Source organism: Exiguobacterium sp. SH3S3, assembly GCF_004337115.1.
GTDB lineage: Bacteria > Bacillota > Bacilli > Exiguobacteriales > Exiguobacteriaceae > Exiguobacterium > Exiguobacterium aurantiacum_A.
The window spans coordinates 90,726-113,434 of the sequence record NZ_SJUU01000010.1 but is presented as its reverse complement, the minus strand read 5'-3'; the positions used below and the strand labels follow the sequence as shown (position 1 = coordinate 113,434).

Sequence of the window (22,709 nt, the reverse complement as noted above, 5' to 3'; positions counted from 1 at the left end):
ATGGTCTGCCTTAGAGGGGCGGACCATCCTTTTTAGCGGTCAGAGCAGGCGTTTCACCGCTCGCTCGATCTCGTCCGGTGTCGTCTGCGGTGAGAACCGTTCGATGACGTTGCCTTTCCGGTCGACGAGGAACTTCGTGAAGTTCCATTTGATCGCTTTCGAGCCGAGCAGGCCAGGTGCTTCTTTCGATAAGTATTGGAAGAGCGGGTGGGCGTCTTTGCCGTTGACGTCGACTTTCGAGAACATCGGGAACGTCACGCCGTAGTTCAATTGACAGAACTCGCTGATCTCTTCGTTCGAGCCCGGGTCTTGGTTGCCGAACTGGTTGCACGGGAAGCCAAGAATATGGAAACCTTGACCTTGATAGCGCTCAAATAGCTTTTCAAGGCCGTCTAATTGAGGTGTGAAGCCGCACTTGCTCGCCGTGTTAACGATCAAGAGGACGTCCCCCTCGTATTTGGATAAAGGCTGTAGCTTGCCGCTCATGTCGGCTGCTTCGTACTGATAGATCATCATCTGATTCCCCCTTTTTTATGTTCATTATAGCAAGCCGTTCGATCGCGAACGACTTTGAAGCGGTTGTCCGCAATCAAATTGTCACGAAACGATGAGGTCGCTGTTACAATGAAATCAAACGGAACCCGTATAATGAATCGGTGTAGAAAGGAAAGGTGTTATGTACATATTGAAAAATGAATTCATTTGGATCGCGTTGATCCTGATCGGCTTGTTCGTCTCGAGTGCGACGCCGTACTCAGACCAAAGCATTGTCTCACCGCTCGATCGCTTCGATTGGACGTGGGCCGAACCAATCCTCTCGACTGTCGACTTCGACTACGCCGGCAGCCCGGTTTCGCTCGAAGACAAAGGAAGCGCCGGCTTGATCGAATTCCTCATTCGGAAAGCGGCACACTTCACGGTCTTCTTCGCCTTAGGTGCGTTGTTCGTCAAAGCCGTGTCGCGGACGAGACTGAACGCGTGGCTCGTGTTGTTGTTCGCTTGGGCGCTCGCGAACACGGTCGCCATCTTTGATGAGTTTCATCAGAGTCTGACCCCGGAACGCACCCCGCTCATTCAAGATGTCGTATTAGACAGCTTCGGCGCTTGTTGTGGCGTCCTGCTCTTCGGTGGCTATTATCTGTTCGTCAGAAAGCGTAACAAACACCAACGGAGAGGTTATGTATCGGTCAGGTAGATAAAAAAATAGTATAGGTCATTATTTGAAAAGCGCTTTCATAAAGCGTTTTTCTTTTTTACTAAATTCATATTTTGTGACAATTTGTTGATTGAGCCCGTTAAATACCCACGTTTTAGCGAGGATAAAACCTAAATCAGGTCAATGTAACGCGAATGAAATATAAGTGTAAAATAACTTTGGGTTTAGATTGCTATAATGAGTCACAGGGCGAGACGGATTCTCGCAAAACTATACAGAACTCATTCATCTATTATTCTATAGAAATTCACACGACTCAGCGGAGGTAAGCACATTGATTAACTTGAAGAAACTTGCAGCAACCGTCACTTTAGGCGCTCTTCTAATCAGCGGCACGACACCTGGTTTTGCAGCGTCACTTACAGACAAGCAAAAAAAGGTCCAACAGCAGCAACAAAAGAATAGCACTGAGCAGAGCAAAGCGAACTCTTCGATCCAATCACGCGAAAAAGCGATCAGCAAAGAGCAGCAAGAAATCAATAAGCTAGACGCTGAACTCCAAGACGTCATCAACGACGTCGCACAAAAGAAAGCTGAGATCCGTGCTACGCAAGAAAAAATTGCCGCGCTTGAAAAACAAATCAAGCAGTATGAAGCAAAAATGAAAGCACAAGAAGAACTTATGAAAGAGCGCATGGCAACGATGCAAAAGAACGGCGGCGGGTCGATCGACTGGGCTGAGTTCATCTTCGGATCAAAAGACTTCGGTGACTTGCTTACTCGTATGATCACAGCAGGTACGATTCAAGAGAACGACAAGCAGATTTTTGAAGAGTACCAGGCGACGAAAGAAAAGCTTGCGACAGCACAGGCTGAATTGAAAGCCGAGCGCGACGCTCTCGTTAAACAAAAGCAAGAACTTGAAGCACGTAAAACAGCTCTCGACAAGAAAATGAAAGAGCGGGCGGCTAAAGTCAAGAAGCTCAACGCTGAAAAAATCAAGTTCGAATCGAAATTGATGAGTTTGAAAGAAATGGAATCAACGCTCCAAGCACAAGAAGCTTCAATCAAGGCAGAAATCGAAGCACAACGTCGTGCGGCTGAAGAAGCGAAACGTAAAGCGGCTGCGGAAGCGGCGGCAGCTGCAGCAGCAGCGAAACAACAAAAGCAACAAGGTTCGTCAAGCAAGCCGAGCGCGTCAGCGGCAACACCTGTAGCGGCGGCACCGGCAAGCGGCGGCATGTTCCAACGCCCTGCTAGCGGCCGTCTCACACAACCTTTTGGACCTGCAAGTGGTGTGAACGGTTATACGTTCCACAACGGTCTTGATATCGCGGCACCGGTCGGCACACCGATCTATGCAGCGCAAACAGGTACGGTCACGACGGCAGGATGGGGCGGCGCCTACGGGAACCACATCATCATCACGCACGTCTTGAACGGACAAGTTTGGACGACGGTCTACGCTCACTTGAGCTCGGTGTCGGTATCGGCTGGCCAACGTGTCTCGCAAGGTCAGAACATCGGCGGCATGGGTAGCACAGGTAACTCGACTGGTTCGCACTTGCACTTCGAGATTCACCGTGGCGGTTACTCGTACTCGTCTTCGAGCGCGGGCAGCACGGTCAACCCAGCTTCATTCTTCTAAACGTATACAAAAAGTGATCGACGAACGCGTCGATCACTTTTTTATTGCCTGATAAGCGATAAACGTCAGCAAGGCGGCCCCGATGACGCTCAGCAAGAGCGTGTCGAGATTCGGGTCGGCGAAGACGCTCATGCCACCGACGATCAGCATGTAGGCAACGATCGAGCCGACGAAGACGGTCGACACGACCGAACGGACTCGTTTCGGGATTTGCTTCCACCAGTTCCTCATAAAAATCGCCTCCACCTATTAGTATAGGGGAGGCGGGATGATTCATCTAGCGAGCCGGATCCACGAAGATTCCATGATCGGCCGGTAGCCGACTTCTTGATAAATCTTGTTTGACGTCGGGTTGGTCAAATCGGTGTAGAGCGTGCAAAACGATTTCGTTTCGAGCAATCGGCGACTGAGCACGGCGACGAGACTGCGGGCGTATCCGTTTCCGCGTTTCGCGGGAGCTGTGTAAACGAAAGACACCGTGATGCCATTCAACGTCGGGCGGGAGCGCTTTGCGCACGAAACGGGTGTGCCGTCGACTTCCCAGATGAAGGCGTCGTCGTTATCAATCATTGAAGTGACGACAGCGACCATTCTTTCGTCATGTGATGGTTCGAGTCCCGAATCTTGTTCAAAGGCACGGTACCACGTCTCTAAAAGAGGTTGGTCGGACTTGGTCGCCTGGCGCATCGACCCGCCGGCCAGAACGATGTCGTTGACGCGGTCCAATCGATAGAGCCCTTACGACATGAACGTCGACGTTGCTCCATTCGTCCGTCCCTCCCACATGGCACCGAACGTCTCGGCATGAACTTTTTCCGACACCCTTTCTGTATATGTATGAAAAACGGGCAAACCGTAAGGCTTACCCGTTGTCTAGCTAGTAACTCGTTAAGCGATGTCTTCGCGCGCTTTCGCGTCGTCGAGCAAGTTCGTGTTGCGTTTGAAGTAATGGACGATTTTGGCGATGGCGCCGTCACCTGTGACGTTCGTCGCCGTACCGAAGCTGTCTTGCGCCAAGTAGAGCGCGATGACGAGGCTTTGCATCGTCGCATCGAATCCGAGGATCGACCCGAACAATCCGAGTGATGCCATGACGGCCCCACCAGGAACACCTGGCGCCGCGATCATCGTCACGCCGAGGGCGAGGATGAACGGGAGGACGATCGCGTATGACATCGGCATGCCGTTCAAGTACATGAGGGCGACACCGACTGATGTGAGCGTGATCGTCGAGCCTGATAAGTGGATCGTCGCGCAGAGCGGGACGACGAAGTTGGCGACGCCTTCATCGACTTTGTTCAATTTTGCCTGACGAAGCGTGACCGGGATCGTCGCGGCTGACGACTGTGTGCCGATAGCTGTGAAGTAAGCTGGCATCATCGTCTTGAGCAGTTTGAACGGATTCTCTTTATTGAGCCCGCCTGCGATTGAATATTGAATCATGAGCATCGTCGCGTGAAGGACGATGATCGTGACGAAGACGAGCGAGAACACCGACAAAATCTCGGCAACTTGGCCGGCGTACGTCATGTTCATGAAAATTCCGGCGATGTGGATCGGCAAAAATGGAATAATGACTTTACTAATGAGTAGTTCGATAATATCGCGGAAGTCCATGGCGAGGTCGAGTGAGCGTTTGCTCTCGATCGCGGCGATCCCGATTCCGATGACGAACGCGAGAATGAGCGCCGTCATGACACCGAATACCGGTGGAATCTCAAACTCCATGAAACCTTTCAAGAGTGCTTCTTCTGGGTTTTCAGCTGATGCCGTGCTGCGTGCTAAAATCTGTGGGAACAGGTTGCTCGTCGCGAAGTAGGCGAGTGTACCGGCGACAATCGTCGATACGTAAGCAATCGCGGCCGTCAAGCCGACTAGTTTCCCGGCGCCTTTTCCAAGTTCCCCGATACCTGGAATGATGAAGGCGAGAATGATGAGCGGGATGGCGAAGCCTAAGAATTGTCCGAAGACCATGTTGAACGTGACGAACGTCCGTACAATCCAGTTCTGGCTTTCTGGTACGATGCTACCGACTAATATCCCGAAAGCGATAGCGATGATGATGCGGCCTAGAAGACCAATCCTTAATTTCAAATAAATCATCCTTTCTAAATGTTTGAATTGTTGCTATTTTCGCACATTTCCCTGCGTGTTGCCAGCCTATCTTCGAATTTTACTGAAGATTGACGTTTGACAACTTCTGAACAGGGTATCACAAAATGTTAGCGGGAAAAAGGAAGGGGTCTTCTCCTTTTCCTAATATACAAACGATGTTATGATTAATTTTGAACAGACGTAAAGGAGGGGTGACACGTGCAGGTACAACGAACAACGATTCACATTGCGGGGCAAGACTATACGATTGTTAGCGAGGAGTCAGCCGATCATGTGAGGGAAGTGGGCTTTCTCGTCGATAGTAAAATCCGCGAGATTCGTGAACAGTCCCCTCAGCTAGACGCTCGTCAGGCAGCGGTCCTCGCCGCCATCCAGATTGCGAGCGATCACGTCAAAACTAAACGAAATACGGGAGAATAAATCAATCCATGGTTACTTTACTTATACTGTTTTTCTTGTTTATCGGGATCATTAACGGCTTCCGCCGTGGAGCGATCCTCCAGCTCGGCCATTGGGTCGCGCTCATCATCAGTTTCTTTGTCGCCAACGCCTATTACCGGGATCTCGCCGAAGCGTTCAAGCTTTGGATTCCATATCCGTCACAACTTGACGGGACGTTACCGGGCGGTGTGCTCGACTTGAACTCACTGTCAGGCATCGAGATGATATTCTATAATGTTTTCTGGTTCGTCATCTTGTTCCTGATCACGAAGCTCGTCTTGCATCTCATCTTGTCGATGCTCGATTTCTTGACGGACTTGCCGATCTTGCGCCAATTGAAAGGCATCATCGGTGCCGTGCTCGGATTCTTCGAGTCATACGTCATCACGTTCTTCATCCTTTGGGTGATCGCGTTCGTCCCGATGGCGGGCGTCCAAAATGCGGTCGACAACTCGTCGCTCGCGACGTTCATCATCCAGGACACGCCATACCTATCTGACTGGTTCTCGAATAAGATGCTGTGACACGACAGGCCGGAATGCAAGCAAGCGCTTGTGTCTCGGTCTTTTCTGTATGAAAAAGGGGGAAATACGATGAATAAAGTTGAGGCGATGATGCTGTTAGAGAAAATCGCGCAATATATGGAGATCAAGGGTGAGAACCCGTTCAAGATCAACGCGTTTCGTAAAGCGGCGACGGCGCTCGAGAACACCGAGCTCGAACTCGACGACATTGATGATTTGACGACGATCTCAGGTATCGGTAAAGGAACGGCAGCTGTACTCGAGGAATGGCGCCAGACGGGACGGAGCGAGGTGCTCGAGTCGCTCCAAGAAGAGATTCCGTACGGCTTGATGAAGCTGCTCAAAATCCAAGGGCTCGGCGGCAAGAAACTGGCCCAGCTAAGAGAAGTCGGCGTCGTCGACCTCGAGTCGCTCATCCGTGTACTAGAAGACGGCACGGCGTCAGAATTGCCGCGTTTCGGCACGAAGAGCGTCGAGAAGTTGCTCGCAGCAGCACGGAACTTGGAATCCCGTCCGGAACGCCTGTCGTACGCGATGATGCGTCCGGTCGTAGAAGAGATCAACAAAGTGTTAGAAGGCGAGGCGCTCGTCCTCCGGCATTCGGTCGGGGGCAGTTTCCGCCGGGCCGAGGAGACGTGCAAAGACTTGGACTTCATCATCGCGACCGAGGAGCCTGTCGCTTTGCGCGACAAACTGCTCGCGCTCCCGTTCGTCAATGAAGTCATCGCAGCCGGTGAGACGAAAGTGTCGCTCGTCTTAGAGCGCGAGGAGATGGTGTCGGTCGACTTCCGGATGGTCGAGCCCGGTGCTTTCGCCGCGACGCTCCACCACTTCACCGGCTCAAAAGACCATAACGTCCGCATGCGCCAACTCGCGAAAGCTAAGGGTGAGTCGATCTCCGAGTACGGGGTCGAGACCGCGGACGGCCTGTGGCAGCCGGAGACGGAAGCGGAGCTGTTCGAACGCTACGGCCTCCCGTTCATCCCGCCGGAACTAAGAGAAGGCAAGCATGAGTTCGAGCACGACATCTCGAAGCTCGTCACGCTTGACGACATCAAGGCCGATGCGCATATGCACACGGTCTGGTCGGACGGGAAGCTGACGGTCGATGAGCTCGTCGCCGCGATGAAAGCGCGCGGTTACGAATGGATCGCCATCACCGACCACGGCAAGTACATGTCGTTCGTCAATGGGTTGACCGAGGAACGATTAGAAGCGCAAGCGGAAGAGATTCTTGCCGCGGCGAAAAAACACGATATGCACGTCTTGCGCGGTGTCGAGATGGACATCCGCCCAGACGGGACGCTCGACTACGAGCCTGAGTTTTTAGCGACGCTCGACTACGTCGTCGCCTCGATCCATTCCAAGATGGACCAAGGTGTCGACGAGATCATGGCGCGGCTCGAGAACGCCTGCCGTTCTCCTTACGTCAACGTCATCGCCCATCCGACCGGACGCTTGATCGGACGCCGTGACGGCTACCCGATCGACGAGGAGCGCTTGATCGCCCTCGCGAAAGAGACAGGGACGGCGCTCGAACTGAACGCCAACCCGAACCGTCTCGATTTGACCGCCTCGACGCTGAAGAAAGCGAAGGCGGCCGGTGTCAAACTGATGGTAAACACCGACACCCACCACCCTGATATGATGGAAGATATGGCACTCGGCGTCTTGCACGCAAGAAAAGCCTATCTCGAACCGTCAGACATTATTAACTGCCTCACGTTCGAAGAAGCGACAGCGTTCTTCGACGCGAAGCGACAGAAAGGAACATGCTAGATGGATCACGCGTTACGCGTATTAGAATATGAAAAGTTACGTCAACAGCTCGCCGTGCATGCGGCCAGCTCGCTCGGGAAAAACCGGGCGCTCAACATGCAGCCCGACTACTCGTACGACCGGGTACTCGCCAACTTGAACGTCACGCGCGAGGCGACCGAGGTCGTCCGGCTCCGGGACCGTTTGCCGCTCGGCGGGCTCTCAGACGTCCGCGCCGAAGTGAAACGGGCCGCCATCGGCTCGGTGCTCTCGACGAGCGAACTGCTCGCCGTCGCCGCCGTCATGTACAGCGGCCGCCAAGTGAAGAACTTCTTTGAGAAGTTGCACGAGGACAACGAAGACATCCAAATCCCGCGCCTCGACGAATATGCCGAGCGCTTGACGAAGCTGATCGAGGTCGAGCAATCGATCCGTCACGCCATCGACGACCAAGGTACGGTCCAAGATTCGGCGAGCTCGCAACTGCGCGGTCTGCGGACGCAACTCCGCAGCTTTGAGGGCAGTGTCCGCTCGCGGATCGACAACATCCTCCGCAACAACGCCAAGATGCTCTCAGACGCGATCGTCACGATTCGGAACGACCGCTTCGTCGTCCCGGTCAAGCAAGAGTATCGCCAAGCGTTCGGCGGGATCGTCCACGACCAGTCGGCGTCAGGGCAGACGCTCTTCATCGAGCCGCAAGCGATCGTCTCGATCAACAATGAGATCCAAGAAGTCCGCTTGAAAGAACGCTCGGAGATCGACCGTATCTTGACCGAACTGTCAAATCTCGTCGGCGGCGTAGCCGATTCCGTCGTGACGAACCTCGACGTCTTGGCCGAACTCGACTTCGTGTTCGCGAAAGTCGCGTACGGACATCAACTGAAAGCGACGGAGCCGAAGTTGAACGACGCCCGCGAGATCAAACTGAAGCAGGCGCGTCATCCGTTCATCCCGCAAGACGAGGTCGTCCCGATCACGGTCGAGCTCGGGGAAGACTTCACGTCGCTCGTCATCACCGGACCGAACACGGGTGGTAAGACGGTCACGCTCAAGACGATCGGGTTACTTCAACTGATGGTCCAGTCAGGGCTCTACGTCCCGGCCGAGTTCGGTACAGAGCTCTCGGTGTTTGACGCCGTTTACGCCGACATCGGTGACGAGCAGTCGATCGAGCAGAGCTTGTCGACGTTCAGCTCGCACATGACGAACATCGTCAGCATGCTCGACAAGGTCGACTTCATGTCGCTCGTCCTATTCGATGAGCTCGGTGCCGGGACCGACCCGCAAGAAGGGGCCGCGCTCGCCATCGCGATTCTCGATGAAGTGAAGCGGCGTGGGGCCCGCGTCGCGGCGACGACCCACTATTCCGAGTTGAAGGCGTACGCCTATAACCGAGAAGGTGTCGTCAACGCCTCGATGGAGTTCGATATCGAGTCGCTCAGCCCGACGTATCGCTTGTTGATCGGTGTGCCGGGACGCTCGAACGCGTTCGAGATCAGTCGACGCCTCGGTCTGTCCGAGCAAGTGATCGACAAGGCCCGGAGCCACGTCGGCACCGACGCCGAGTCGGTCGAATCGATGATCAACGAGCTCGAGTCGGCGAAACAACGCGCCGAGCAGCTCGAGCAAGAACTGATCATCAAACGCCACGACTTCGAACAAGAGCAAGCGGCGTTCGAGGCGAAGATGAGTGAATTCGAGACCGAACGCGACGTGATGTACGGCGAGGCCGAGGCTCGTGCCGAGAAGGCCGTCGAGAAGGCGAAGCGGGAAGCGAACGAAGTCATCGACCGGTTGAAGAAGCTACGCGCAGAAGGCATCGTCAAAGAGCACGAGATCATCGCCGCGAAGAAACAGCTCGAATCGGCGAAACCGACGCTCCAAGATAAAAAGATCCAAAAAGTGAAACAAAAAACGCAACAAAAACGTACGTTCAGTAAAGGCGAAGAAGTGAAAGTGACGACGTTCAACCAAAAAGGGTACATTGTGAACCAGATCAACGACAACGAGTACAACGTCCAAGTCGGGATCATGAAAGTGAACGTCAAAGCGGACGACCTTCAAAAAGTCGGACCCTCGAAAGAACAAGGACTCCAGTCGAAAGGCAGCTCGCTGAAGCGCCAGAGCTCGACGAAGTCGGAGCTCGATCTTCGCGGTGTCCGGGTCGAAGAGGGACTCTCGCGCCTAGACAAATATATCGACGAGGCGCTCGTGTCCGGATACGACAACGTCCGCATCATCCACGGGCTCGGTACGGGCGCGATGCGACAAGCGACGCAAGAGTATTTGAAAGGACATCGTCACGTGAAGAGTCAGCGCCCGGGTGGTATGGGTGAAGGTGGACTCGGGGTCACGGTCGTCGAATTGAAGTGAGGGACGCATGATGATGGGGAACGTAACGTTTGGCGTGATGCTCGAATCGCTCGGCCTGTACACGATCGCCGGACTGATGATCGTCGTCGGGCTCGCCATCTTCGAGATGACGACGCCGTACAGTAACTGGCGCGAGGTTCAAAAAGGGAATATCGCCGTCGCGCTCGCGACCGGGGGCAAGGTCGTCGGCCTGGCCAACATCTTCCGTGTCGTCGAGAGCCATCACGAGCGGATGATTGACGTCTTGGTCGGAGGGAGCTTCGGCTTCTTCTTACTGCTCGTCACGTATTGGTTGTTTGAATTTTTGACGCCGTCGCTCAAAGTGAACGAGGAGATCGGGAAAGGCAATATCGCGGTCGGCTTGCTCGCGTTCATGCTCTCGATCGGGGTCTCGCTCGTCGTCGGCGCGGCGTTGGTGAGGTGAAGACATGGTATACGAACGATTGGCAAAGATTCTCTTTATCGGGGCCGGACTGTTTTTAGTGGCAGCGGTGCTATGGTTTGTCTTTTATTGAGTGAATAAACGGGAGAAGAGCGCTTCGGTGCTCTTTTTTTCGTACTATTGATTTGGGAATAAAGTAGGTGTACAAGGGAATGATATAGAGATAGGATGTAACGAATTTAGGATAAAGAGGTGTGGCCATTGTCGAACGGAGTAAATTTTTTTGAGTTGTTAGTGACGAATGCTGTAAAGTTACCGGGTGTAAAAGTCAATCGTGCAGAATTTTTAGTGAAAAGCTTCAGTAATAAAGTGAATTCGCCCCAGTTAACCGAAATTTTTGAACGAGGACCGATTCAAGCAAACGTTTCTCAAGAAATGGTCAGACGGGTCGCGAAGAAAATTGTCATGGATCGGACCTTTAAAAGTACGTCCGCTTCGTTTGTAGCCGGGGTGCCGGGTGGGATTGCGATGGCGGCGACGGTACCAGCCGACACTGCTCAATTTTTTGGAGTGGCGCTCCGCTTGGCGCAAGAAATCGGCTATTTGTACGGGTACGAGGATTTTTGGGATGGAGATCAACTAGATGTTGAGCGAGTGAGCGGTGATTTGATTTTATTTTTAGGCGTGATGTTTGGAGTCGGAGGAGCGACGGCGACAATCAAAGTGTTATCGTCGGAGCTATCAAAGCAGGCGTTAACGAAAATTCCAAATAAAGCGTTAACGAAAACGATTTACTACCCGATTTTAAAAAAAATGGGGGGATATGTCGGGGTGAAGCTCACGAAAAAAACGTTCGCACAAAGTGTTTCCAAGATTATTCCGATTGCGGGTGGGGTCATTTCGGGGTGGATTACCTATTCATCTATGACTCAAATGGGACACAGATTGGTGAATGCGCTTGAAGATAACATCGACGTTTCTTACGATGAGTTCGTCACGAGCTTTGAAGAAATGAAGCGAGAAAATCCTGATATCGTAGATGTGGATTTTCTCGTGTTAGAAGGTCGCGTGTAAGCCGATCAAATTTCGAAAGGGTTATGCCTGAATGTCGTGCATGAAGCACTCCAAGCAAAATAGGGTTTAGGAAAAGTGACGTTTGTAGATGTCGCTTTTTTTAGTTGAACGTATGGATGCTATGTAGAATGGTTTTTGAATATTCGTTTTGGTGACGGAGGAGAAACGCTCGGAATAGGGAAAAGAGTAGGAGGGATATGGCGCAACCACGAATGAAAAGAAGGAGTGAGGACGATGAAACAGTTCGAAATCGAATTCCACATGATCAATGATGAGGTGTTGACGCAAGTCGTCGAGGCAGATAGTCGCTATGCGGCACTTGAAGCCATCTATCAGTCGTTCCGGCATGCTTCGGACGGCTTCGTCCAGTTCGAGGATGAATGGATCATCTTCCTTGATCATGTCGTGTATGTGAAGGCGTTTGAGATTGTGGAGTAGGAGGCAGCTATGGTGAAACATAATAAGTTGGTCCGAGACCGAGTACCTGAACTGATCCGTGCGGACGGAAAACGAGTCATCGTCAAACAGTTGAATCAAGCCGAGCACTTTGAACAGGCACGCCTGAAGCTATATGAAGAACTGAAAGAGTATGAAGAGACGAATATCGATGAGGAATGTCTTGAAGAGCTAGCGGATATTCTTGAGCTCGCTTATGAGCTCGGTAAAATGCATGGGGCTTCGTTTGAAGAGATGAATGCGATTCGTGCAGAGAAGCGGGAGCGGAAGGGTGGATTTGAGAAGGGGTTATATTTGGAGGAAGTTCTAGATAAATAGGAAAAGCAGAGCGCTTGTAAAACGCGCTCTGCTTATTTGTTTTTAAGAGAATGCACAAACACAAGGAACTGTATCGTCTTTCTCAGCAAGATAAGCTTCTACGCCATCTCGTTCCATCATTTCACGATATTCGCGTAATGTGAAGGGTCCACCATTACGTTTTAAAATAGACACGTCTTTTTGGAACTTTTCACGGAAACGTTCTTCCATAGATTCTTGTTCAGCATATTGATCTGGCCAGACTTTGTAAAGGAGGGCATAGTGACCTAAACCACCTCGTACACAACGTCCGCCACAGTTTGCGTGAGAGAATCCTAAATCGTACATGCGTGGAAGTTTAATGCCCCATTCATTTTGAATGATTGTTTTGGCATCCATATCTTCTTTGAAGATTTCAATCATTGGAAAACGCGTCTCAATAGGCTCAATTGGATTATGTTCATAAAAATTTTGCAAGTTGATAGCTCGATGCTGCTCGTGAGGCCCGATACCGAAATGTAGAATCGGTTCAAGATTATGCTCATCGCGAAGTTCTTCAAGGAATATCATTGTTTGTCTAACCTTTAGTTCTTCTGAACACTTTGCCATTCGGGAGTTACCAAGGAATCTCATATCGAAAAATACTTCTTCAGGTGTTCTTCCATCGATGCTAGTCGTAATTTCTAAACCGATGTAATCCGCGACCTCTTCCATGAAGCGGTAGTTATCCATGTCTTCCCACAACGTATCTGTAAAGAAGAGAATCGAATTTTCTTTACCGTACTTTTGCACAATATGGTAAGCCACGTATGCTGAAGATGCACCACCACTAAACATAGCCACGTGAACTGGTTTACGCCCATGGTCGAGTGTAGTGTAGTCTTTATTGTTTAATTCACCAAGTGCGAGGCGACTTGTAGTTTTTTGTGTTTTTACACTATTCATATTCATCTATTACACCTCATTTGTCTTTCATTTCTATTTATTATTACAGTAACGGAAATGTGCTTCTATAAGAAAATAAAATGCCTGCAACATTTCTATGATGAATATAGGATTATAGCCGTATAAAAAAATATGCTAACCTAACTATATTCCTTCAGAACCCCTTTTATTTACCATACATTAATATTACAATAATAGGAAGAAACGAAATTGTGAATCTTATTTATATTTTTTAATGCAAATTGAGAGGGCGATTAAAAATGAGACCAGAGGAAATTTGGGACCAACTTACAAAACTATCAGCTGATGATATTGTATTCTCTTTTGAAGATGTAAATAGAATGATAGAGTTCAATCCGACAGAACAGGTTCTATACTTGCAATCTTTGTTCCTCCCAATGTCTTATGAATGGATGAGAGATTTAAGTGGTTTCAATAACTATGCGTCAATGCCTAAATCTTACTTTGAAGCACATTCAATTCAATATGGCTGGAAGGCGCTAAAAACGAAATATAACCTTTCGATGAAGAATTATAGAGAAGGGATTAGATTTTTAGAAATCTGTGAAAACGTAACAAAACGAGACATCACTAAAAAAGAAGCGAACGAAGCTTTAACTATTTTGCTTCAATTAGGTCAGTCTTGGATTTTAGATTTTGGAAGAACTGCAGAACAGGAAAGTGAAGAGACAATCGCTATTACTGAACTGAAATCATCGATAATTCCTTTTGATAAAATAGAAACTGACGAACCAAATAAATTTAAGGCTGAAGACGCTACTTATGAAAAAGAAGTGATTGCAGACAGTAAGTCACAAATTGAAACTATAGAAGATGAAAAGGAGCAAACAACCCGAATGACTCAAGAACTGATTACTAAAACAGATCGTGTCATAAATACGCCACTCAAAGAGCAAATCAACCCTTTTGTGGACTTCATGCACCAGTATGATTTGACGACTGCTGACTATTCAAAGATTTTCGATGAACACACTAAAAAAATTGAATACAGCATTGATACGAATATCAATCAAAAAATAATCGATGAACTCTCTACATCACCGCGTTCTATCATTATCACGGGTAATGCTGGGGATGGGAAAACACGGATTTGCCGCAACGTATACGATCAATTGGTAGATAAGGAATTTGAAGGGTGGCCGGAGTCTGGTATAGAGGAAATTACATACAAAGACTACACTATTCGAGTCATTAAAGATTTATCAGAGTTACGTGATGAAATAATCGTTTCAGAGCTACAGAAAATGCAAGAGACTCTCGAAGTGAAAGACTCAAACGTTTATTTTTTAATTGCTGCAAACGAAGGGAAACTGACTCATACTTTGGTGAAGTATCCAGAACTGAAGGCATTGAAAGACGCAATTATTCCGCAGTTTTTGTCACCAAACAAAGAATTTAAAGAGGCTGAACAAGTTAAAGTTTACAATCTGCTGTATGCCTCATCTTCCGTTTATGCCGAAAAAATAATTGAAGGTTGGAACGAAGAAGAGAATTGGGATATTTGCGGTACATGTTCAAGTCGTCATAAATGCATCATTAATAACAACCATGTCGCAATGAGCAATAAAACGACTCGGAATCGTATGATGCGCATGTACAAATCACTCGATATGAACGGAAAGCATATGACTATGCGTGAGCTGCTAATTCACCTAGCTTATACACAAACAGGTGGAATGACATGTAGAAACATTCATGAAGCTTCACAGAGTGAGGCGATTGAGGGATTAGCGAAAAAATCATACTATGAGAATTTCTTCGGAAATAATCTAAGACCTGAAGTTTTTGAGGAAATCAGTGGAATTCAAGAATTTAAATCATTAGACCCTGGATATATTTCGGATTCTTTAATCGACGATTTTCTTTTGAACGGTGATTTGAGTAGTCAAGAGAAAACGAGAGACGCCCATACGACTTTGTTTAAACAAGGTATCGATGTCGAAAATGGTGCTTATTATGAAGAGGTCAAAATGTACCGTTCCAATATTAATGGTGATAACGTGAATGGCGTCGAACTGATGAGCAAATGGTTCCCACGTTTACGTCGTAAATATTACTTCGAATCTAAAGACAATAAAAAAGTAGAGCAATTGATTCCTTACCGTCATCGGCACGAATTTATTGGCATTCTTCATAAAGGGAAAATTGAACATAGTACAAAAATCAAGTTAATTGACGGATTAAATACATTCTTCGCTAAACGCATGGTGTTTTCTCCATCACATCAATTGTATGTTGCTTCTGACAGTCTGTTAGTTCATCAAATTATTGGGTTAGATCAAATTGACTTTGTTGTTCAGGAGAAAAATGAAGAAATTGATCAGGCGAGTACAACTTTGATCCTAAACATTCAAGACATCGAACTTGAAGTAAACCTAGTCACATTTGAATATTTGATGCGTCTGAGCAATGGTGGAATGCTGAACGTATTACGCGAGCACGTGGAAATCTTACTCAACAGCTTCCGAAACAGATTGATTCCATTGAAAAAACAAGATGAAGACATTCTACAAATTTTAAAATTCGATTATTCGCAAGGTGCTTTCGTACTCGAGACTATCGAAATTAAGACACCTGATTTAGAAAATGATGAAGTGGATGAAGATGAGGATGAAGACTTTTAAGATTAAATACTATATGAATAGGAGCACGCCACATGGAACAAGAAGAAACATTCTTTTCTAGTAAAATCGGGGAGAAGATATGGGGACATCGGTTTAAAGAAGGGCAAAGAGGACCTGAATATACCCTCGAATTTTTAAATGTATTTGCTGGAACCCAATTTAGCTTACAAAGAAAACACTATAATCGACGTAAGATGATTGAGTTCCGTCAATTTGTATACGAAGGCGAAAAAGAGGGTTCTAAAGGACACATTGCAATTTTTGAAGATGAGAAAAAAGAAGTTATTAGAGATAGGCTTGGAATTAACGAAAAACAATTCGAAGATCTTCAAACGTTTTTCAAGAATTTGACGATTCCTCTGACAACGCCAATGGGAAAACCAGTAGACCGTTCGTGGTATGCTCAAATGATTTATCCGCTGCACGAGTCTTTACTCTTTTCTGAAGTACGTGTTAATCGAGATAAGGGGAAGACGAGTAACTATAGCATTAGTTATGAACGAAACTTCTTTGCTCGCGGAGGAGAATTATACTACTTGATGCTTCACTATGGGACGTTGAATAACGCTAGTCTTCGAATGAGTATCGAAGAAAACATGAAGAACCTTCTTTCAACTTCAAGTGGCTTAATTACTGTGATTAGTCAAATTAATGAGGCGTTTGCCGAATATAGTACCTCTTCAATAGAATTACCTGCTCCTTTGTTTGAAGAAGCAAAATTAGAAGAAATTTTTAGAGGTAAAGATATCGCGGAATATCCTAAGCTTCCTCAAACCGATTTGCCTCTTTATACAGAATTTGCTCATGAACTTGATTCCTTGTTAAAGCTGAAAATCGACGTATATGAGATGTTTGATATTCTCACATCACTTATTACATTCCAACTTCACCGCTATATGATTCATCAAGCTGAACAAATAGTCCAAGAAAAGACTCATTACTTTATTGATTGTTTTGAAGGACAAAACAAGTCAATAAAATTTTTGGCACAAGATTCGTATCGCATTCACGAAGGAGTAGTTGGAGAAGCGTATAAAACGTTTGTTGAAAAGCGCGTTGCTGAAGTATTCCCTGAAGACAAGGCTGAAGATAAGATACGAGTCTGGAAACAAGGATTTGATGATTCTCAAAAAACAAAAGTCGCTGGTTATGCGTCATTTTTTGACGATTTGAATCTTAACAGTCTTCATGCACCAAAAAAGAAAAAACTAATTGAAGCTCTTGAGACGTCGAATCTTGATAAAGCTAAAAAAATGCTCAAATTGCGTATTGTTGAGCTGTACATGGAAGACTTATCTAAGTCACAATTACCGATTATGAAAACACTAGCACGCGACGGGCAATTCATTATTTCAGGTAAAGGGTCTAAAGCTCGATATGTACTTCATGACAATATTTTAAGTGCACTAGTATATGCCACGTTAGACGGAGAAATCACTCTACCATACGATGATTTTTTGCAAAGATTATATGAAAAATATCAAATTATCATCGGTGAAAATGCAGCTAAAGTCTCTGGTCTGTACTCTAAAGAAGGCATCAACCTATCTCATTTTAGAAATAACGAGAAAAAAATGAGACAGAAATTAAAGCAAAACGGATTGTTGCAAGAGTATTCAGATGCAACAGCATTAATCCGAAATCCTTATTTCACATAATCTGAAATTAAATGAAGGAGATTATGACCATGTCAGTAAGTACTTCGCATAAAGAAACAATCATAGGACACTGGATTTCACAATACTTGCTTAACTACCTTAAAGATCACAAAAATAAAAATGCAGAGAAGGTATTAATTAAAATTGAGGGGATAAACGAAGACTATTTCCCTGCAATCCTCAATGCTCTCTTAGAAGGTGAAAATCAATTAAAGCATTTTTATCAGCCTGTGATTCGAACAATCAAGCAAATTGATGGCTTTGACTCATTTGTATTGAATGAAAATGAGAACGGGGTTTGGTTGAGAAATAATGTTAAGTCCAATGAAGCTTTAATATTATTGATGAACGAAAGGACTCCTGAAGCTCAAAGTTTGAAGGATATTGTCTCTATCGACGAGACACAATTATTGTCATCAGAAGGTTTAGACAGTCTTGACCAGTCTCTTCATGAAAATTCATACTTAGAACCTCATCAAATCAAAGATTTAATGAGGTTGATCGGAGCTTATCAGTATAAAGATGAATTAGATTTACAGCTTTCTATGTTGATTGCTTATTTAGAAGATATTATTAAAGAAAAAAACACTTCTGAGGCACCATTTAAAACAATTCTTGGGACACAGTTGCCTCATTTCAGATTGTTTAGAGATGAATATTTAAAATTTGAATCAGTAGATGCGCTTCGGAAACAACTTCGAAAGAACTTCTTGCTCAGCCACCTAAGAAAAACGATGGTGTCTTACCTTGACCCTGAGAAGCTAGCTAAAAACGTTGAAAACTTCATGTCAAATGAGGCGAAAACAAATTATTCAACAGAAATATGGAACAACTTCAATGATGAAGTCCATTTCTTCGAAAAGGCGATGCAATTCATTGAACGTAAAAACAATGAATTACTATCTCTCGTTTCGTACACTGACGCTGAACGTATTTTTGGATTCAGAGTATCAAATTCATTAAAGGATAAGTTAAATAATGCCCGAGACACATTAATTGATAAATATGCTATGGCAATTGAATTAGCAGAGACTGTAGAAGAAGAAAATCAATTGAAGCAACAAAAAATGGACGCAGAGAATCGATTTGATAAAGGCGTAGAAGCAGTAAACTCTAAAAATGATCTTGATTCTATTCGAGCATTTAGAGAAGAGTATGAGGAAGAACTTGAAAAAGAAGGGATTCTAAAAAAAGTCGTTAACATCGAAAACAAGTTAGAAAACCCTTCCGAGTATATTGATGTTTTTGAGGCTGTTTTATCTGAAAGTTTAGTAATGTTAGAAGAAGTTGAGCATGAACAATTTGAGGGGAATCTTTCGTTTGAAGTTTCGATTGACGACAATTTAGAGCTCTCAGAAAAGCAGGCAGCATTCTTCAATTTCCACTTGAAATCGTTGTCCATGCTTTCATCTAATATTATTGTTCTTTCTCATCTAAAAGGTGTAGAGGATGTTTCAAAAGACGTAGAAAATTTGACGGTTACCGTTAGATTGCTTCGAAATGAGGAACCGCTGGCCAAAACAGAATTTAAGATTGATGCCGGAGAAGCTATTAGTGAAAACAGTTTTTCACAGTTCATCAATCAGATTCAAAGCGGCTATCTCCAGCATATTGATGTCAAACGAGGTACTCCGAGCGAAAAAGATTTCCGAGACTATCTCTCGGATCAAAAAAAATATACATCATTGACTGATAAGCGATTATTAGAACCAATCCAACAATTTGATACGTTTAACAAAGAATACACTAAGCTTCTTCAAACGATTTTAAACGAGGAGCGGGGGACGACGATTGATGACCTCGAAAAAATCACGCGTCTCACTCAGGAATTCTTGAATTGTTCCGAGGCAGATGTTGATGGGGTTCGAAAAATCTACTCGCTTCTAAATGATATTGGAACAATCAACATTGTTGAAACAAAGAATAGCAAACAATCTGAAGTCGAACGAAAAATCGTTTCGGTTTTCAACCCGATTCGATTCATCGCCTATGGCTATAAACTTGTTCATTTCGGTAAATTGATTGCAGATCTTTCGGATACATCCCATGGACGAAACAAAATTCAAGACGTAGAAGACCTCAAACAGTATAAAGAATATTTGAGAGGATCTTTTACTAATTTAGCACCTTCATATTACGTATCACGTGAAGGTCATCATCTGTTTGTTCAAGATGAGTTCTATGGACAAGGTACATACCTTGAAGGTGGAGAAATCGAAAGCGTCGCTTCACAAGCTACTTCGTTCGCAAAAGAAATTGAGAAAGTAGCTCATGATTATATTCGCGTTTATCCGTATACTGCCGATTGTCTAGATATCTTATTCCTTTACGTGACTAACTTAGAGTTCGTTAAAAAGAGTATCGAGCAAATCTTGAAAAAAGATAGTGTTAGAAAGTTAAATGTTACAATCCACAGTCCAGCTCGCGCGGCGATGCTTTACGACGAAATCAATCAATGGATTCAGTCTCAAGAAGAATATATGAATGCAGTTGATGTGTTCGGAGAGTTTCCGCGTCTAGAAATTAACGTTTTACCTTTTAGCGATTCAAAAACATTAGAGGAAAAACTGGACTCGCTGATGCTTGACTTTGATTTAGCTGTGTTCATCGATTATTTTGGTCAACAAGATAATCTTAAAATTCCGCATCAGTTTTATTCTGAAACGCATAAAGAGTGCGGGCTTGATGATAAACAGTGGGCGTTCTACGAGAATCGCGAGTTCAAATCTGTAAAAGAAGGCACTCGATTAATCAGTTATGTTTCACCAACTCAGCCAAAGCTAATGCAACAGTTTTATAACATGCAGGCCATTTTAAAAGAAGGGTTAGTCATTGAGCCTGATAAAATCGGACTTCTAAAAGGTCGTCTCTCCGTAACTCGAACAGAGACGAATACGCTCTATAAACTAGCGCATGAAAAGTTCAACTGGGTTATCACATACGATAAGTTCATGGACCCACTTCTTATGAAACAAGTAGCAGAAGGTTCGAATATTATTCGATATCATGTGAATCGCTCTGGAAAAGAAGAAATCAAAGTGCTAGTCTCTTCTTCGGATTCAATTCGGAGATCTTCTGAAAAAGATATCGAGACGAACTATTATCGAACTAGACTTCATAGTCGTCTAAAAGACCAGTTAAAGGTCATGACCCTAGACGAACAGAAAGTGGATGAATCTTTAAAAATAGTTAAAGATTTATCTGGGGGACTTGTCCTACGAGCGTTAGGACCAGGGAAGTTTGTAAACGAGTTTTTATCTGTTTATTTAACAGTAGTTCAGAACAGAGACACTCAAGATGCTGTTGTTTTATGGGACATGTGTGACGAGCTTGAATGGTTTAGAACTCGTCAGAAGCGACCAGATTTGTTAAAAACGACGATTCAATATTCAGCAGATATTGAAACTTATGACATTAACTTTGATTTAGTCGAATTAAAACTCATTCAACAAGAGAGTTACGTAAGTGAAGTAACGGACGCAAAAGTTCAATTGCTGTCTGGAGAAAGAGCGCTTCAGAAATTCTTTAGACGATTTGAATCAACTCTTGAAAGAGATTTATATCTCAACTCGTTCTTGCTTCATCTTGAGGATAAACGGGCCTACGAGGAATATGAGCTAGCTCTACTACACGAACTCAAGCATAATCCGAATGTGAAAATCAACTTCTCCTTCACTAAATCGATTTATGCATATATTCACAATAAGAATATGGAGTTTGAAGGTAGAGTCGAGCTTACTCCTGGTCATTACTTTGAGCGTGAGGACGAAGATGGAATTTCCGTTCATACGTTCACACGATCGTACATCCTTTCAGAAATGAATGTTTCTAGTGATGAAGTTGAATTAGAAATCGGGGGCGAAGATAAAGTTGTTGAGCCGAAAGCTATTAATAGAGTTGAAGAAATGGTGGCTCCACAAGATTCAGGTAAAGAACCCGGAAATAATCCTCCATCTGTAACACCGATTCAACCGCCTGTTGGTCTAGGCATAGAAGACGAATCGATTGATCCAATCGATCCAGTCAATCCGGTCGAACCTAGTGAGTTATTAGTGGATCAGTACCCAGAGGAAATCGCACTATTAAACGTGCAGGTGCCGAACGAAGAATCGTTTGACGCGGCTCTTCAAGAACTCGGTAATCGTTACGCAGACACTTTACAGACGAAACTGAGAATTAACGGAGTGCAGTTTACTGTAGAGCGTACGATAGTGGGGGCAAGTGTCATTCGAATTATTGGAAGAATCCCACCAAATCAAAGCATCACAGCGGTTGAGAAAAAGGCGAAAGATATGCCGCTTTGGTTGCATATTGATTCTCCTCCGACCATCTTTAGTGATCGTAATGGGATTAACATCGATATCAATCGTAATGACCCTGATACCATCTACTTCTCACAATTCATGAAGTATGTCCGTAACGGTGTAACAGATCAAGACTTAGAAAAAGGATTCGTAGTTCCAATTGGGTTGAGTCCGTTGAATGAAGTCATGACGGTTGATTTTAATGGTACAGAGCCTCATATGTTAGTTGCTGGGTCGACCGGTAGTGGAAAGAGTGTAAGTTTGAACTCGATTGTCATGTCGATGATGTGTCTCTATGACCCAAGTGAACTCCAATTTGTTTTTATCGATCCTAAACAAGTTGAGTTTTCAATGTTTGATGGAGTTAAGCATACGGAGAAAGTTTTATTAGATTTGAACGAATCAGCAGATTATTTAGATGTTATGATTGCAGAGATGGAACATCGCTATAGCAAGTTCCGAGATGCATTTGCCAAGAATCTAATGGAATATAACGAACTGTTGGCTCAGGAGAATCGACATGAAGAAATCATGCCAAGAACGGTGATTGTATTTGATGAGTTTGCTGATTTTATGATGCAAGATAAAGAATTTGCTCAGAGAATCGAGACTGCCATCAAGCGTCTAGGTCAAAAAGGGCGGGCGGCAGGCATCCATATGATTGTCTGTACGCAATCTCCAAAGGCTGAAATTATCAGTACAACTATCAAAAATAACTTGGCAGCAAGACTATGTCTTCGCGTCACAGATAGTGTAGCTTCTAATGTAGTAATGGATACGTCAGGCGGGGAAAACTTGGCTGGAAAAGGTGATTACCTATTCAAGACAAACAAGGAACCGGCACGAGGTAAGAGTCCATACTTACAACCGCTCGCTTTACGTGCATTAATGCAATACTTTAAGAAATAAACCGTGAAGTAGCTACGCACG

Annotated in this window: 18 protein-coding genes; 13 read left to right on the top strand and 5 right to left on the bottom strand. The window is 45.5% G+C overall.

Going from position 1 to position 22,709, the window contains the following annotated elements:
• Positions 1-39: 39 nt before the first annotated feature.
• Complete coding sequence (locus EVJ28_RS10655) at positions 40-516, bottom strand: glutathione peroxidase (protein ID WP_070327773.1); 477 nt, start codon at positions 514-516, stop codon at positions 40-42.
• Positions 517-676: 160 nt separating this feature from the next.
• On the opposite strand from EVJ28_RS10655, the gene EVJ28_RS10650 reads away from it, so the two are divergent.
• Both EVJ28_RS10650 and EVJ28_RS10645 read left to right on the top strand, forming a co-directional pair.
• Positions 677-1,195 carry a VanZ family protein gene (locus EVJ28_RS10650; RefSeq protein WP_131457500.1) on the top strand — a complete coding sequence of 173 codons (519 nt, stop codon included), beginning with the start codon at positions 677-679 and terminating at the stop codon, positions 1,193-1,195.
• Positions 1,196-1,490: 295 nt separating this feature from the next.
• Entirely contained in the window at positions 1,491-2,804 is a 1,314-nt protein-coding gene (locus EVJ28_RS10645) for a murein hydrolase activator EnvC family protein (RefSeq protein ID WP_131457498.1), read from the top strand.
• Between the two features lie 33 nt (positions 2,805-2,837).
• Here the strand turns inward: EVJ28_RS10645 and EVJ28_RS10640 are convergent, their stop codons facing one another.
• From EVJ28_RS10640 to EVJ28_RS10630, 3 genes are all read right to left on the bottom strand, one after another.
• The gene (locus tag EVJ28_RS10640) at positions 2,838-3,035 is read right to left on the bottom strand and encodes a hypothetical protein (RefSeq protein ID WP_236634136.1); all 198 of its coding nucleotides are present in this window, start codon (positions 3,033-3,035) and stop codon (positions 2,838-2,840) included.
• A gap of 42 nt (positions 3,036-3,077) precedes the next feature.
• Positions 3,078-3,530, bottom strand: coding sequence for a GNAT family N-acetyltransferase (locus tag EVJ28_RS10635; protein ID WP_236634135.1), 453 nt, complete (start codon positions 3,528-3,530; stop codon positions 3,078-3,080).
• Positions 3,531-3,692: 162 nt separating this feature from the next.
• On the bottom strand, positions 3,693-4,907 hold the full coding sequence (locus EVJ28_RS10630) for a dicarboxylate/amino acid:cation symporter (protein WP_131488893.1): 1,215 nt from the start codon (positions 4,905-4,907) through the stop codon (positions 3,693-3,695).
• A gap of 210 nt (positions 4,908-5,117) precedes the next feature.
• Here EVJ28_RS10630 and zapA point away from each other — a divergent pair, with 210 nt between their 5' ends.
• The 8 genes from zapA to EVJ28_RS10590 all read left to right on the top strand — a co-directional run bounded on the left by zapA (position 5,118) and on the right by EVJ28_RS10590 (position 12,248).
• Positions 5,118-5,339 (top strand): cell division protein ZapA, encoded by a 222-nt coding sequence (gene zapA, locus EVJ28_RS10625; protein ID WP_016508139.1) that lies wholly within the window; start codon positions 5,118-5,120, stop codon positions 5,337-5,339.
• Between the two features lie 8 nt (positions 5,340-5,347).
• Positions 5,348-5,884 carry a CvpA family protein gene (locus EVJ28_RS10620; RefSeq protein WP_131457492.1) on the top strand — a complete coding sequence of 179 codons (537 nt, stop codon included), beginning with the start codon at positions 5,348-5,350 and terminating at the stop codon, positions 5,882-5,884.
• A 69-nt stretch (positions 5,885-5,953) separates the two neighbouring features.
• On the top strand, positions 5,954-7,663 hold the full coding sequence (gene polX / locus EVJ28_RS10615; RefSeq protein WP_131488891.1) for a DNA polymerase/3'-5' exonuclease PolX: 1,710 nt from the start codon (positions 5,954-5,956) through the stop codon (positions 7,661-7,663).
• Positions 7,664-10,018 carry an endonuclease MutS2 gene (locus EVJ28_RS10610; RefSeq protein WP_131488889.1) on the top strand — a complete coding sequence of 785 codons (2,355 nt, stop codon included), beginning with the start codon at positions 7,664-7,666 and terminating at the stop codon, positions 10,016-10,018.
• A 7-nt stretch (positions 10,019-10,025) separates the two neighbouring features.
• Entirely contained in the window at positions 10,026-10,442 is a 417-nt protein-coding gene (locus EVJ28_RS10605; protein WP_131457486.1) for a DUF350 domain-containing protein, read from the top strand.
• A gap of 219 nt (positions 10,443-10,661) precedes the next feature.
• Positions 10,662-11,474: a bacteriochlorophyll 4-vinyl reductase gene (locus EVJ28_RS10600; protein WP_131457540.1), complete on the top strand. Its 813-nt coding sequence runs from the start codon at positions 10,662-10,664 to the stop codon at positions 11,472-11,474.
• Positions 11,475-11,708: 234 nt separating this feature from the next.
• Positions 11,709-11,912, top strand: coding sequence for a hypothetical protein (locus EVJ28_RS10595; RefSeq protein WP_131441029.1), 204 nt, complete (start codon positions 11,709-11,711; stop codon positions 11,910-11,912).
• A 9-nt stretch (positions 11,913-11,921) separates the two neighbouring features.
• Entirely contained in the window at positions 11,922-12,248 is a 327-nt protein-coding gene (locus EVJ28_RS10590; protein ID WP_071399312.1) for a nucleoside triphosphate pyrophosphohydrolase, read from the top strand.
• A 42-nt stretch (positions 12,249-12,290) separates the two neighbouring features.
• Here the strand turns inward: EVJ28_RS10590 and EVJ28_RS10585 are convergent, their stop codons facing one another.
• On the bottom strand, positions 12,291-13,178 hold the full coding sequence (locus tag EVJ28_RS10585; protein WP_236634134.1) for a phosphoadenosine phosphosulfate reductase domain-containing protein: 888 nt from the start codon (positions 13,176-13,178) through the stop codon (positions 12,291-12,293).
• Positions 13,179-13,432: 254 nt separating this feature from the next.
• Between EVJ28_RS10585 and EVJ28_RS10580 the strand changes: the two genes are divergently transcribed.
• The 3 genes from EVJ28_RS10580 to EVJ28_RS10570 are packed head-to-tail and all read left to right on the top strand — an operon-like array spanning position 13,433 to position 22,688.
• On the top strand, positions 13,433-15,817 hold the full coding sequence (locus tag EVJ28_RS10580) for a hypothetical protein (protein ID WP_131488887.1): 2,385 nt from the start codon (positions 13,433-13,435) through the stop codon (positions 15,815-15,817).
• Positions 15,818-15,849: 32 nt separating this feature from the next.
• The gene (locus tag EVJ28_RS10575) at positions 15,850-17,475 is read left to right on the top strand and encodes a hypothetical protein (RefSeq protein WP_131488885.1); all 1,626 of its coding nucleotides are present in this window, start codon (positions 15,850-15,852) and stop codon (positions 17,473-17,475) included.
• A gap of 29 nt (positions 17,476-17,504) precedes the next feature.
• Complete coding sequence (locus EVJ28_RS10570; protein WP_161566975.1) at positions 17,505-22,688, top strand: FtsK/SpoIIIE domain-containing protein; 5,184 nt, start codon at positions 17,505-17,507, stop codon at positions 22,686-22,688.
• The last annotated feature ends 21 nt before the right edge of the window (positions 22,689-22,709 follow it).